The organism is Adhaeribacter pallidiroseus, assembly GCF_003340495.1.
Classification (GTDB): Bacteria; Bacteroidota; Bacteroidia; order Cytophagales; family Hymenobacteraceae; genus Adhaeribacter; species Adhaeribacter pallidiroseus.
Genome location: NZ_QASA01000001.1, coordinates 3,941,258 through 3,954,856 on the forward strand (window position 1 = coordinate 3,941,258; position 13,599 = coordinate 3,954,856).

16 protein-coding genes and 1 pseudogene are annotated in these 13,599 nt (G+C 41.5%); 8 read left to right on the plus strand and 9 right to left on the minus strand.

Translation table 11 applies throughout. From position 1 onward, the window contains the following. Positions 1 to 8 precede the first annotated feature (8 nt). Complete coding sequence (locus tag AHMF7616_RS15740; RefSeq protein ID WP_115373758.1) at positions 9 to 698, minus strand: SOS response-associated peptidase; 690 nt, start codon at positions 696 to 698, stop codon at positions 9 to 11. A gap of 151 nt (positions 699 to 849) precedes the next feature. Between AHMF7616_RS15740 and AHMF7616_RS27520 the strand changes: the two genes are divergently transcribed. The 3 genes from AHMF7616_RS27520 to AHMF7616_RS15750 all read left to right on the plus strand — a co-directional run bounded on the left by AHMF7616_RS27520 (position 850) and on the right by AHMF7616_RS15750 (position 2,273). Beyond that, a complete protein-coding gene (locus AHMF7616_RS27520) occupies positions 850 to 972 on the plus strand; it encodes a hypothetical protein (RefSeq protein ID WP_262511726.1) in 123 nt (40 codons plus the stop codon). Positions 973 to 1,026: 54 nt separating this feature from the next. Beyond that, complete coding sequence (locus AHMF7616_RS15745; protein WP_115373759.1) at positions 1,027 to 1,350, plus strand: hypothetical protein; 324 nt, start codon at positions 1,027 to 1,029, stop codon at positions 1,348 to 1,350. A gap of 188 nt (positions 1,351 to 1,538) precedes the next feature. Continuing rightward, positions 1,539 to 2,273, plus strand: a complete 735-nt coding sequence (locus AHMF7616_RS15750) for a hypothetical protein (protein WP_115373760.1) — start codon at positions 1,539 to 1,541, stop codon at positions 2,271 to 2,273. Position 2,274: 1 nt separating this feature from the next. Here the strand turns inward: AHMF7616_RS15750 and AHMF7616_RS15755 are convergent, their stop codons facing one another. Continuing rightward, positions 2,275 to 2,622: a helix-turn-helix domain-containing protein gene (locus AHMF7616_RS15755; RefSeq protein ID WP_115373761.1), complete on the minus strand. Its 348-nt coding sequence runs from the start codon at positions 2,620 to 2,622 to the stop codon at positions 2,275 to 2,277. Positions 2,623 to 2,762: 140 nt separating this feature from the next. Here AHMF7616_RS15755 and AHMF7616_RS15760 point away from each other — a divergent pair, with 140 nt between their 5' ends. From AHMF7616_RS15760 to AHMF7616_RS15770, 3 genes are all read left to right on the plus strand, one after another. Next, the gene (locus AHMF7616_RS15760) at positions 2,763 to 3,341 is read left to right on the plus strand and encodes a hypothetical protein (RefSeq protein ID WP_147275699.1); all 579 of its coding nucleotides are present in this window, start codon (positions 2,763 to 2,765) and stop codon (positions 3,339 to 3,341) included. Positions 3,342 to 3,414: 73 nt separating this feature from the next. Next, entirely contained in the window at positions 3,415 to 3,996 is a 582-nt protein-coding gene (locus AHMF7616_RS15765) for a hypothetical protein (RefSeq protein WP_115373763.1), read from the plus strand. 7 nt (positions 3,997 to 4,003) lie between these two features. Next, complete coding sequence (locus tag AHMF7616_RS15770; protein ID WP_147275700.1) at positions 4,004 to 4,240, plus strand: hypothetical protein; 237 nt, start codon at positions 4,004 to 4,006, stop codon at positions 4,238 to 4,240. Positions 4,241 to 4,306: 66 nt separating this feature from the next. On the opposite strand, the gene AHMF7616_RS15775 is transcribed toward AHMF7616_RS15770, so the two are convergent. Next, positions 4,307 to 5,683 (minus strand): lamin tail domain-containing protein, encoded by a 1,377-nt coding sequence (locus tag AHMF7616_RS15775; RefSeq protein ID WP_115373765.1) that lies wholly within the window; start codon positions 5,681 to 5,683, stop codon positions 4,307 to 4,309. A gap of 146 nt (positions 5,684 to 5,829) precedes the next feature. Between AHMF7616_RS15775 and AHMF7616_RS15780 the strand changes: the two genes are divergently transcribed. Then, entirely contained in the window at positions 5,830 to 6,819 is a 990-nt protein-coding gene (locus AHMF7616_RS15780) for an aspartate-semialdehyde dehydrogenase (protein ID WP_115373766.1), read from the plus strand. Between the two features lie 70 nt (positions 6,820 to 6,889). On the opposite strand, the gene AHMF7616_RS27195 is transcribed toward AHMF7616_RS15780, so the two are convergent. The 6 genes and pseudogenes from AHMF7616_RS27195 to mscL all read right to left on the minus strand — a co-directional run bounded on the left by AHMF7616_RS27195 (position 6,890) and on the right by mscL (position 12,460). Further along, a complete protein-coding gene (locus AHMF7616_RS27195) occupies positions 6,890 to 7,249 on the minus strand; it encodes an alpha/beta hydrolase (protein WP_233507599.1) in 360 nt (119 codons plus the stop codon). After that, entirely contained in the window at positions 7,246 to 7,677 is a 432-nt protein-coding gene (locus tag AHMF7616_RS27200) for an alpha/beta fold hydrolase (RefSeq protein WP_233507600.1), read from the minus strand. Before AHMF7616_RS27200 ends, AHMF7616_RS27195 begins: the two co-directional genes overlap by 4 nt. A gap of 111 nt (positions 7,678 to 7,788) precedes the next feature. After that, on the minus strand, positions 7,789 to 8,445 hold the full coding sequence (locus AHMF7616_RS15790; protein WP_115373767.1) for a hypothetical protein: 657 nt from the start codon (positions 8,443 to 8,445) through the stop codon (positions 7,789 to 7,791). 364 nt (positions 8,446 to 8,809) lie between these two features. Beyond that, positions 8,810 to 10,725: pseudogene (gene dxs / locus AHMF7616_RS15795) on the minus strand (1-deoxy-D-xylulose-5-phosphate synthase). A gap of 291 nt (positions 10,726 to 11,016) precedes the next feature. Continuing rightward, on the minus strand, positions 11,017 to 11,994 hold the full coding sequence (locus AHMF7616_RS15800; RefSeq protein ID WP_115373768.1) for a DUF3078 domain-containing protein: 978 nt from the start codon (positions 11,992 to 11,994) through the stop codon (positions 11,017 to 11,019). Positions 11,995 to 12,043: 49 nt separating this feature from the next. Then, positions 12,044 to 12,460: a large-conductance mechanosensitive channel protein MscL gene (gene mscL / locus AHMF7616_RS15805; protein ID WP_115373769.1), complete on the minus strand. Its 417-nt coding sequence runs from the start codon at positions 12,458 to 12,460 to the stop codon at positions 12,044 to 12,046. Positions 12,461 to 12,664: 204 nt separating this feature from the next. Here mscL and AHMF7616_RS15810 point away from each other — a divergent pair, with 204 nt between their 5' ends. Next, positions 12,665 to 13,447, plus strand: a complete 783-nt coding sequence (locus AHMF7616_RS15810; RefSeq protein ID WP_115373770.1) for an enoyl-CoA hydratase/isomerase family protein — start codon at positions 12,665 to 12,667, stop codon at positions 13,445 to 13,447. Positions 13,448 to 13,599: the final 152 nt, after the last annotated feature.

Genomic DNA, 13,599 nt, shown 5'->3' on the forward strand with positions numbered 1-13,599 from the left:
GTTGATTGCTATTGCGGATTGGGGAAAGCGGCAATGCTGGGAATGGGTCGGGCTTGCATTTTAGCAGCATCAAAAGGTTGTAACAAATCTAGTAATTCTTGTTTACTAAGATCATTAGATAACCACAGTTTTTCTATATCGCGATCCAGGATTACGGGCATGCGTTCCGGATGAATGGGTTTGACCAGTTCGTTGGCCCGGGTGGTAATGATGGTAAAAGAACGTACTACTTCGCCGGAGCTGGTATCTACCCACTCATCCCACAAGCCGGCAAAAGCCAGTAAGTTTTCATCCTTCAGGTTGATGAAATAGATTTCTTTTTGCTTTTTGGTTTTCGGTTTGGTGATCACTTGACCGAACATATCTTTTTCTACTGGCGTAACGTCTTTCCACTCGTAGAAACCCGAAGCGGGTACCAGACAGCGCTTAGTAGTGATCAGGCTCCGGAAAGAAGGTTTCCAGGTCAGCTCTTCGGATTTCGCGTTAAAGGTATCGTATTTAAAATCTCTGGTCGGAGCCCAATGCGGCAGAATGGACCACTTCATAAAAGTTAAATGCTTGGGATCAGTGTTGGTAATTACGGGCAGCACATCACCCGGCCGGGCATCGTAGGAAGGTTGGTAAGGTTCTTCTATTCGCACATCAAAGCGTTCTTCAATGGCTTCTAAATCTTCGGTTTCGGAATAGCGGCCGCACATAATTTTTGTGTTATAGTCTTTTGAAATATAGAAAGCGCAACAACTAATAATCTGCCATCCCTGTAAGTAGCCACAATTTAAAATATTAATATATTAATTTTAATATATAATAAATTATTATATTAGAACATACTTTTCTAAAAATAATGTTATGGCTACAATAGATTTATTATTCCTTTTATGGCTTGGTTGCCTCATTCCACTTGCTATCTTCCTTTACTGGAAAGAAGAACGTCGTTTTAAAAAACAGGCAGATAAAAGAATGATTATCTAAAAATATTAATCGACCCTTCTATTCTTAAGCAGCACTTAAAATTCCTCAAAAATCATGAATTATCCAACCATTACAATCTACACCAATAAAGCACCGGGAATCATGCAAGATTTGCTGCTTTCCCAATTTGATGAAATAAGCGGTATTGAAAAAGAAATTTACCATGACTTAAACCAGTTAAAAGGCAATAAAGTCAAATTAGACAATCTTATTAATCATTTAAGTAATCAGGGAATATTGAGGTTCAAGGAAAAAACAGAAGGTAGTATTATCTATGAAGTTATAGAATACTCCTGGAGATATTATGAATTTACTAAAGCTACTCCCACCTTAAAAAATATAATAATGAACCTGATTGTATTTAAAAAGGTATTTTAAGATGGGTTTTTTGTTAATTCTTTACCGGCCACCCTTCTGAATCCGCTTAACTATTATCAGATAAACGCCGGCCGCAATAAAGACATAAGCAATCCAGTCGTACCATTCCATGTTTTAGGTGTTTAAATTAATAGTTCATATAATCTTTAAAAGGTATTTACTATATTTAACAGGTTTATGTCATTACCATGGAACAAATTGAATACTTATTTAAAGGAGATTCATATATTTATTTTAATCCAAAGCTAATAATTTATGTAGATTATGATGATGAGTTTCCATCAATAAAATTTGAATATTTAACCGGTGTAAGTTGGACAATTACTAAGCCTGAGGATGCGGTAACTATTCCCCAGGAGAAATTTGAGAAGTATTTCAAAAAATCGCTCACTCATTTTGTCACGGCTGATTGGGGAAACCAGGCAGAGTACTATTCAATTATAGAGAACCAAAGAATAGAAATAATTTTATTCACTACAGATCCTAAAAACAAGTTTGTTATAAATATTATTTTTAGCTATGATCCTAAAGGGCCGGATTTATACCTAGGTAAAGAGAGATCCTTTTCCAAAAGAAAGGGCTATAGAACCAAAGGTACTGCTATAAGCGATGAACAGTTTAAAGCAGCTTTACAAGCATCTATGGTTTACATTCAGGATACCAACTCATATTACGATAATATGGATCAATTTGAGGGAAAATTAAGAGCCATTTTGAATAAAGAAGATATAACAGTAGATTTTCAAACAATCAATACACTGGAATACCTTCAGCAACTCGAACAAAAGAAAGCTCAATTACAACATGAACTTATTGAAAACGACGAGTATACTATTTTAGAAAGATCCACCTTAAGAGGTCAACTAACAGGCATTGAATATGCTATACAAGTCTACAATTTATTCCAAATAAACAAAGCTTAATCTATTCAATCTTTACATTGTTACTTTTTAACAATTCTAGGTAAGTATTAGACTTAGCCCGTTCCAACTCCAGCAGCTTCCAGCAATTAGCGGCTTCTATACTACCTTCTACTACCGGCTCGGTCCGGATCATTTCCCCTACTCCACAGGCCAGCCAATGGCCATCTAGTTCAGGAAAAGCATTTAATAATTTGATAAAGCCTTCTAATGTAGGAAGTGTTTTATCATTTTCAATATGTGAGATTTGCCCACGTCCTACCCCTATTACTTCCCCTAAATCTTCCCCACTCATCTTTTTTAACTTTCTAAACTCTTTTAATCGGCTTCCAAAGGTTGTTTGTATATTCATGTTAAACTTCTTAAATAAATGTATAATTAATTGCAACAATAATTTGCTTTGTATAGTATAACATCATATATTTGTTACAATAATACGAATTTAAAGCAAATATGTCTAACATAATTAAACAAATCTTAATTTTAACATTCATGAAAACTACACTAATCGAAAACCAGCATTCTAATACTCTATTAGAGGAACTCCGTCAAACAGCAATTGAGGCATTTGAAAAGAAGGCCTTAGATTCGATTAGCCTAAGTTCTGCCTTAAGGCTTACCCGCCGGGATGATCCATCAAAGCCTAATCCTTTATCCCAGGATGAAATTTTAGATTTAGAATCTCGAATCAAATACTTAAAAGGCAGGATTGAAAGTGCATCTACTTATGACCTACCTAACGGTAAGGTACCTGCAGCCGGAACCTGCCGGACTATAGATTTGGATGAAAATGATTTAAGTGACATTAACATTATTTATAAACCAGATAAAGATCGTTCACCGGTAATATTTAACGCAACTCCTCTACTACACGCCATAGTTGAAGAAACCTCACCAGAAGAAGTAGCTCAAGCCATAGATCAAAGTATGGAGTTCATGATAGGATACTTAGGTTATACCGGCTGGCACATGAATGACAACATAGCCGGCATATATGCAACTCTCAGAAAAGTAAGAAATAGTATCATAGCAGGATATGCTAATTGTGTGCTAACTCCTTACATCGATTGAAATCCAGAACATTACTTAAGCATACCTTTAACTTAAATCAATTCTAATAAATTTTTAAATACTCATAATAGCCATGAAAACCACAGTAACAGAAAATCCGGCAGAAGAATCATTGCGCGAAGAATTACGCCAAACTGCAATTTCGGCATTTGAAAATGATGCTATTGACGCTATTAGTCTAAAATCAGCCTTACAGCTAAGCTGTAGTGAAGAAGCCGCAAACATTCCACCGTATTTAGTAGGTAATAAAACAAACTTGCAGCGCCGAATCGAAGCCATCCAGGCGCAAATACATCAAGCCGAGGTACTTAAAGCTAAGCCCGAGTCTGAACAGCATGCTAAGTTTATATTTCACCTTTATAGAGAACCCATTGACATTCGCCCCATACTAGAGTTAATTGAACATTACGGTATTACAAAAATTGCAAGCATCGTAGATACCGTAATGTTCAAATTTATACATCAGATGCCTGAAAACGCCTTTGATGAAGATTCAAAAGAAAATTTCTTTACAATGCGCCGAATCCGGGATGCTTTTTTGACTGCCGGTAATATTATTGAGTTAGATAGTTGGTTAGAGCGTCGATCTAAAGAAGTAAAGGAACAGGACAAAGTTGAGTTTAACGAAAGATACTTCGGTAACATTGCCAGCTAATACCACGATGCAGATTATAGCCGAATATGAGAACCGGATCACCTACCTGGACAATGTGGAAGGGTGGCCGGTTCGCTTTTACAAAGACAAGAAATCAAACCAACTTTACGTGAACTCCTACGACATTGCCCGGGTGCTGGGTTATGAGAACGCCCACGAGCTGCTTAGTTCAGATGATGCTTTAGACCAGATCCTACAGCATCAGAAAGAACATCCGGAAGAGCCGTTTTTTATGAAGTGGTGAGCATTATTGCTCCTTATTTGTACCTTAAAAATCATTTTTGCAATTAATAACCTGATTGTCAATTCATTAAATATATAAAGTATTTTGTAGATCTATAATTTCCAAGCTCCAACCGCCCTCGGCTTTATCTTTTTCGCGGTACCAGGCCGGCGTATAATTTACCTTATCAATTAGTTTTCCGGTTTGGTCGAATAGTTCTACGGCATCGCCGCCATCATTTAAAGAGGGAAAAGTTTTTAAACCAATTACTTTACCAAAAGACTTAAACTCCAGGGTATCGGCCGCCCGGCATACAATCCGGTACTCGCCCGGTGCCAAAGATACAGTTGGGAAAACGCCCGTCGAAGTGGTGGCATCGGAGTACTTCCAGTTAACCAGGTTAAAAGTTTTGCCGCTGGCATTGTAAATTTCAAAATATTCGCTCTCGGGTAAATTTACGGCAGGCGAATAATCCGCCAGAATTTCGGTAATGCGCAGGTCGCCGGCCAGGGCAATTACCGGCCGCAAATACGTAAAAGAACGGCTTTCGGCGGTGTTCTGGGTGTTACCGTATAAATCCTGCACATTATTCACCGTGAGGGTATTGGTATTATTAGCAAACTCTTCGGCAAAGGTAAGGTGCACCAAAGCCTCGTTGCCAGTATCGCGAATAGCCGTGGTGGGATGAACAGTGGCTGGTTTAAGCGTATAATTGGTTGCTAGTTGAGCCGACGCGGCCGTAACGGGTTCGCTAAAGTTTACATCTAAGGTATTACTACCCGTGCGATTAATACCAAGTAAAGCCGGCGCTTTGGTATCGCGGATGCGGATATCGTCGAAAAAGATTTTTTTGGCATTGGCGGACGAATATTCTGCAAAAATTCCAAAATAATTGGCTTGCCGGTACGTAGAGTCAGTAACACTACCCTGCGCCAGGTAATTGGTACCCGCCCCGGAGAAGTCAGCGTGCAGTTGCCACTCGCCGGCCGCATTGCGGGTAACTTTAACCCGTACGGTGTTGGTGGTACTGCTGGCCAAAGTTTTATCGGTGCCATTAATAATGATGACGGGCGTTTTACCCGAATCTTTGCGATACAGGCTAACTTCATCGGCGGTACCGCCCAAGCGCACAAAGTAGCCCTTGTTTTTACCACTTAAGTTAACCGAATCTGATAATAAGAAAACATCGGCGTAGTTACTGCCCGAAGTAGCAAAATTCAATTGTGCCCAGAACTCCCACGACACATCTACCGCCGACCGGGAAGGGGTAGCTAATTGTAATTTGGTGCCCGTTACCGCGGGTCCGTTACTTTGCAGCTGTTTGGCCGGGTTTACCAGAAAAGAATTTACATCGCCCAGCCAGGTAGGATTATGCAAAAAATCGCCATCGGTAAAATCATCTTGTAACTGACTAAAACTTAAAAATGGCTGCAGAAATAAAAAGAAAAGTAAAATTTTTCGCATAGCAAGCGATTAGTCCTAAAAATATATTTTATTTGCGCCGCGTTTTGCCCCGGGTAAAAGCTTATGTTAAAGTGTTATAAGCTGTAAACAGGGAATACGGAACGTATAGCTAACATTTTTTAAATTTTTTAATTCAATTAAAACCCATGAAAGTAGCAGTAGTAGGTGCCACCGGCCTGGTAGGCGGTGAAATCTTAAAAGTTTTGGAGGAACGCAATTTCCCCGTAGACGAAGTATTATTAGTAGCCTCGGAAAAATCAATTGGTACCAAGAAAACTTTTAAGGGTAAAGAGCTAACTGTTATGGGAGTGAAAGAAGCAATTGCGGCCAAACCCGAAATTGCCATTTTCTCGGCGGGTGGCAGTACCTCTTTGGCCGAGGCGCCTAATTTTGCCGCCGCCGGCATTACCGTAATTGATAATTCTTCGGCCTGGCGCATGGACCCCACCAAAAAACTAGTAGTGCCGGAAATTAATGCCAAAGAGTTAACCAAGGCCGATAAAATTATTGCTAACCCCAATTGCTCCACGATCCAGATGGTGGTGGCCTTAAACGAGCTGCACAAAGCGTTTAAAATCAAACGCATTGTAGTGTCTACGTACCAGTCGGTTACGGGTACCGGCAAAAAAGCAGTAGACCAGTTGATGAACGAACGAGCCGGTAAAGCAGGCGAAATGGCTTACCCGTACAAGATAGATTTAAACGTAATCCCGCACATTGATGTGTTTACCGAAAACGGTTACACCAAAGAAGAAATGAAAATGGTAAAAGAAACCAAAAAAATCTTCGGCGACGACAGCGTAAAAGTAACTGCCACTACCGTCCGGATTCCGGTGATGGGCGGCCACTCGGAGTCGGTAAATGTAGAATTTGCTAAAGATTTTACTTTGGAAGAGGTGTATGCCATTCTGGAGAAAACGCCCGGCGTAATTGTGGTGGACGACGTGAAAAATTTAAAATACCCGATGCCCCAAGATGCGCATCAGAAAGACGAAGTACTCGTAGGCCGCATCCGCCTGGATGAAACGCAGGAACGCACGTTAAACATGTGGATTGTGGCGGATAACTTACGCAAAGGTGCCGCCACCAATGCGGTACAAATTGCCGAGTACTTACTCGCCCACGATTTAGTGTAATTTTTTAAATTTTTTCTTTTGTATAAAGCCCCAACCATTCCGTTGGGGCTTTTTTATTTACAGAAGGAAATCAAATTAAAATGGATTCCGCAAAATGGCGGAGCGCATTTTGAGTGTCAAAAGGTTTTTCGAACATGCCCATGTGGCCAGTATTGGCCAGAAATACAACGGTGGCCTTGACTGGGATGGCGCATTGCGCCAGGGTTTGTTCTAAAGTAACGGCCTGGTCGTCTTTACCCGCAATAAACAACACGGGGTAACGGGCATCTTTTAAAACTTTCAATCTTTTTTTGCGGTTACGCATGCCTTTTACCGCACCCAAAACTGCCTCCGTAGAAGTACTTTTACCAATAGTAGTCAGCATTTTGATTTCTTTCGAAAAAAACTTGCGCCGGGCCGGCGAAAACAATGGCGCTACAAAGGAATTCATGAACACCTCCAGGCCATTTTTTTAATAAATTTAATGGTTTTGGTGCGGGCTTCTTTTTTTTCCTTCGAGTCGGGTAAGGCACTGGAATGAAACAAACACAAGCCACTGAGCATACCGCGGTATTTTTCGGCAAAAGCTAAGGCGGCGTACCCCCCCATGGAATGGCCCACCAAAACGCATTTTTTAATTTCCAAGGCTTTGAGTACCTGGTACACGTAAGCCGCTGCCTCTTCCATGGAATAGCTAGCGCGGGGAGCAGTATTTTTACCAAATCCGGGCAAATCAATCGCAATAACTCGGTAAGTTTCCCGGAAAGGTTGAATAAAAGCCTCCCATATTTCTTTACTCTCACAGAACCCGTGCAAAAATACGAGTACTTTGCCCGCGCCACCAGAATCCGTAATGGTTTGCTCCTCTATGTCTTTCATCTTTTTAGGTGCATTAATCATGAAAAAACCCGTAAAAATTTCTTCTTACGGGTTTATCAAACGAAAACTTTGGATTATTGACCAGAATTAAGCTCTCGAATAATTAAGATTTTATTTCAGCTTTAACGTTTTTACGTTTGCGTCTTTAATTTTAAAATATTTTACTACTGCGTTATAATCATTTAAATCAACCGGAAATTTACTCAAATCAGCCTTGGTAAGTGGTTTACCGGTAGTACGACCGCCTACTCTACCCGGAATTAGAACAATTCTGTACACATTATTATTTGTAAAACGGGTGTAGTCTTTTCCTGGTTCAGCCAGGTTAAATCCAGCTTCTAGAGATAAAATTAATCCCAAGTTTGAGTAAGCATAATTAAAGGTGATTGGTGAGCCATCTACATAATAAGTTTGTGGTAGTGCACTCCAAAAGGGTATATCTTGACCATTACTCTGCCCAACTCTTGTTAGTAAATAAGCTAACACAATATCCGTTTCTCCAACTTCTATATCATTGGCCGCAAAATCTATTCCTATCTCATAGTTTCCATCATCGTCAGCCTCAAAATTGGGCGCCGGAAAATCAAACACCTGAGCAGTATCAGCAGAAGTACCAGGAGGGCCTTGCGGACCAACAGGGCCTTGGGCACCAGGGGTTCCAGCGGGACCAGCTGGTCCGGGAGCGCCATCTTTCCCATCATCGCCTTTGCAGGATGCCAGGCAAACTAATATAGAGAAAGCCAAAAAAAGTTGTAAGATTTTTTTCATAAGGTTGCGTGTTTATGTTGCCCCTAATAATAAAAAATAAAAATGAAAATATTCTAATTCTTATTAGAAATAGATAACATTTTTTTTCAGATTTGAAACACTGCTTTTTGCCTTATTGCAATTGCTTAAATAAGCTTTATAGCAAATTAAACAGCAAAGTCTATAAAAAAGAAACTCTTCGAACTTAAAAAATTTAAAATTTTTAAAATTTGTAACAGAATTGTACCCCAGCGTTACGCGCCAGAAATCAAATGATAGTAGGAAATTGATTTTGCTTGCTTAAACATTGGTATAAACCTGTTATAAAAACAAAGGAGACAATCAAAATTCGTCTCCTTTGTTTTTAATTAAATCCGATTAGATCTTAAACCGCAACTGCTTGAAAAAGTAAATGCCTGACCATTTTCTCCATACCCGATGGGTCGAAGCCGCATTCCCGGTGTAGTTCTAGTTGCGAACCGTGCTCGATAATGGCATCCGGAATACCTAAACGTTTTATTTGGGGATGGTAGTTGTTATCAGCCATAAATTCCAGAACAGCACTACCGAAACCGCCTTGCAAACAACCGTCTTCAACCGTTAAAATTTTATCGTATTTCTGGGCAATTTGGTGCAGTAGTTTTTCGTCCAGCGGTTTAGCAAAGCGCATATCGTAGTGGCCGATTTTTACGTTTTCTTTTTGCAAATTACGGCATACTTCCACGGCGTAATTTCCGACCGGGCCAATGGTTAAAATGGCCAACTCCTCGCCTTCTTGGATTGCACGACCGGTGCCTACCGTAATTTTCTTGAGCGGGGTGCGCCATTCGGGCATTACACCTTCGCCACGAGGATAACGGATACTAAACGGCCCCATATCGGGTTGCGAAGCAGTGTACATTAAATTGCGTAATTCGGACTCGTTCATCGGCGAGGAAACCACCATATTGGGTACGCAGCGCATATAAGCAATGTCGTAAGAACCATGGTGGGTGGGCCCGTCGGCGCCCGCGAAACCAGCCCGGTCCAGGCAAAAAACCACGTTTAAGTTCTGCAGCGCCACATCGTGAATTACCTGATCGTAGGCGCGCTGCATAAAGGAAGAATAAATATTACAGAATGGTATTAATCCCTGCGTAGCTAAACCCGCCGAAAAAGTAACCGCGTGCTGCTCGGCAATACCCACGTCAAAAGCCCGGTCGGGCATGGCGGCCATCATAATATTTAAAGAACAACCCGAGGGCATCGCCGGCGTAATACCCATTATTTTACTGTTTTGTTCGGCCAACTCTACCATGGTATGGCCAAATACGTCCTGGTACTTTGGCGGCTGCGGGGTATCGTGGTGTACTTTGTAAATTTCACCGGTTATTTTATCAAACGTACCCGGCGCATGCCATTTGGTTTGGTCTTTTTCGGCCAAAGCAAAACCTTTACCTTTTACCGTTAAACAATGCAGCAGTTTCGGGCCCGGAATATCTTTTAAATCGCGAAGAACGGATGTCAGATGATTGATGTCGTGCCCGTCAATGGGACCAAAGTAGCGGAATTTTAAAGATTCAAATAAATTGCTTTGTTTCAACAAGGCCGCCTTAATCCCACTTTCTACTTTAGAAGCAATAGCCTGGGCATTGGGCCCGAACTTACTGATTTTACCGAGTATATTCCAGATATCGTCGCGCAGTTTATTGTAAGTCCGCGAAGTGGTGATATCGGTTAAATACTCTTTTAGCGCTCCCACATTAGGGTCGATGGACATGCAGTTGTCGTTGAGAATAACGAGCAAATTGGTATTGGTAACCCCGCGTGGTTGAGCGCTTCGAAAGCCATACCGGCGGTTAAAGCGCCATCGCCGATTACCGCAATGTGCTGTCGGTTAACTTCTCCTTTGTATTGCGATGCTACCGCCATACCCAGGGCCGCCGAAATAGACGTAGATGAATGGCCCACGCCAAAAGTATCGTATGCACTTTCTTTGCGTTTCGGAAAACCCGACAAACCGCCGTATTTCCGGTTGGTGTAAAAAGTATCACGCCGGCCCGTTAAAATTTTGTGCCCGTAAGCCTGGTGCCCCACATCCCAGACCAGTTGATCTTCGGGAGTATTAAAAATATAGTGCAAGGCCACCGTTAGTTCTACCACCCCCAGACTAGCGCCAAAATGGCCGCCGTAAATAGAAACATTATCGATAATAAACTGGCGGAGTTCCTGGCAAACTTCTAAAAGCTGTTCAGGAGGTAATTTCCGGAGGTCGGCGGGCGAATCAATGGCAGCTAAAAGCTTTCCGGGCTTTATGAACATGGGCTAATTCTTGAATGGTATAAGCAGAACAAGGTGGCGCGTAATAAGTTTGCGCGCTTGTACGCGTACTTACGAATAATTCGCAAAATTAGTCATTTTATTTGAGCCGCTATCAGCAATATACCAGCTTGTTCCGGAATTTTTAATTTTTCAGGGCGCCATAACGCGCTTGGGCTTTGTTTAAACGCGCAAAAAGAATATTTTTTTTAAAATAATAAACGTAACTGGTTGGCTGTGGTTTATTTTCCAATTTCTGCCAGAACTGCCATTTGTGCTTCGGCAAGCCCAGGTTTATAATTTTTTCCGGTTCGGTAATTTATAAGTTAAACCTATACCCAAAGTTTCTTTAAACTGAACGCGGGGTCCTTTTTTATCAACTACGCCGTCTTCGTCCGAATCTACTTCGGTCATAATATCGTCGTCGTAAATAAGGTGGGTAAACAAGCTTACCGAAATGAGTTTATTTACTTTCATGTTAATGGTATTTTGCCAGTTCACATCAATGTTGCGGGGATTGCGGTTGTAATTCGAAAATAAATCAAGCTGGGTTAAAAAAGTAATATTTTCCATCAGCGGCGTCCGGAAACGCGCATTCAGGTAACCCCCAAATTCGCGTCGGAACCGGTCGCCAGTCCCCGGAATAATGGCCCCGGCGGTATCGCGCCTGGCGGGTTGCACCCCAAACGCTCCCGCATCAGCCAATGTTTGATCCCGGACAATGGTTACCTTACCCGTTACCGCCGACACAAACACCGAAAAATTTTCGCGGGGTTTATAATCGATGCCCAACGATGTCAGAATAAAAGCCGGAGCTAAAAAGCGGGAAACTAAAACATTGGTTTCTTTATCCAGGGTGCGGGTAAACTGGCTCCGGAAATTTAGCTGCGCGGCGTAATACCAGGCTTTAGATATATTACGGCCGTACTTAGAGGTAAGATCAATTTGATCATCACTTTTCTTCAAGCGTTCTTTATTTATTTTAGCTAAACCATAAACAAAATTATAGGTGTTGTTCCAGGAACTGCGGGCATCCTTGTAATTAATAGTGGTGGTAACCAGCCCTAACCCGGACACCGAACTTTGCCCGCCCGTGGCCCAGTTCGATAAGCTAACCTGGTTAAAATTAAGCGTACCCGTTCCGCCAAACTTCCAAGGCCTGGCTTTGGCTACCGTATCTACCGGGGTTATTACCGTTACCGGAGCGGTTTGACCGGTTACTTTAAAAAAAGAAAAAAGCAATAAACAACTTAACAACCAATGTTTTTTCATGCAGGCAGCATGTGGTAAGCGCGGCGTCAAAATAAAATAAATTTAAAAATTAAGATCGGCTTTTAAGTATATCCCGGATATCGGTAAGCAGTAGTTCTTCTTTGGTAAAGGTAGGCGTAGCCGGTGCGGCCTCTTCTTTTCGTTTCATGGTATTTATTGCTTTTACTAAAGCAAATATAGCTAATGCTATAATTAAAAAATCTACCAGACTCTGAATAAAATTCCCGTAATTAATAGAAGCGCCTTCGGTAATTACTTTACCACCTTGTATCACAGGTTCGCTCAGCACATACTTTAAACTTTTAAAGTCAATCCCCCCGATGGCTAACCCAATCGGCGGCATTAAAATATCATTTACCAGCGAAGTTACAATTTTACCAAAGGCGGCTCCTATAATTATACCAACGGCTAAATCAATAACATTTCCTTTAACCGCAAATTGTTTAAATTCTGATAATAGGCTCATATACTAGTAAAATTAAGTGAAACGGATGGGTCTGTAATTAATTCAAATATAACAGAGAATACCTGATTTCAAAATGAATGGCGCTAGCACCAGAGTCAAGAGAAGTGCAATTATTTAATTCCGGGTACTAAGTTTGATAATCCATGGGGGTTTTAATTATATTTGCGCCGGATTTGGACCTGAATATAGAAGTCCGGACACTTTATGACAACTTATAACAACCTCAAACTGAACCTGCAGGAAGGTATACTAACCATTACCATCAGCCGGGTGGCTAAGCTTAATGCCTTAAACATTGAAACCGTAGAGGAAATTCAAACGGCCATGCAGGAAGCGTACGATAACGATGAGGTAAAAGGCATAATTTTTACCGGTGAAGGGGATAAAGCCTTTGCGGCAGGGGCCGATATCGGCGAAATTTCGCAGCTAAACGAAGTGATCGGGCGCCGTTTTGCCGAACGGGGCCAGGATATTTTTGCCATGATTGAAGAATCCACGAAGCCGGTAATTGCGGCCGTAAACGGGTTTGCGCTGGGCGGTGGCTGCGAATTAGCCATGGCCTGCCATATCCGGGTAGCCAGCCATAATGCCCGTTTTGGCCAGCCCGAAGTAAACCTGGGCCTGATACCCGGCTACGGCGGTACGCAGCGATTGACGCAATTAGTGGGCAAAGGCAAAGCGATGGAACTCATGATGACCGGCGACATGATTACGGCCGATGATGCCTTAAGATTAGGCTTAGCCAACCACGTAACTACGCCGGGCATGCTCATGGAAAAATGCCTGGAAATTATGCGCAAAATTACGTCTAAAGCGCCATTAGCCGTAGGTATGATTGTGGACTGCGTAAATGCCTGGTACGACAAAGAAGAACACGGCTATCAAACCGAAGCCAATTCCTTTAGCCGCTGCTGCGGTTCCGATGATTTCGTAGAAGGAATCAATGCTTTTTTTCAAAAACGCAAACCTCATTTCAAAGGGAACTAACTAGGTTGCAGGTTACAGGTTAAAAATTTAAAAAATCAGAATTTCTTTCCTAAAATAATAGCAAGTCTATCTACTATCAACCTTGCTTATTTTATTAATTATTAACTTCTATGGACTATCGTCTAAAATCAATTTAACTCTTCAACAATTCA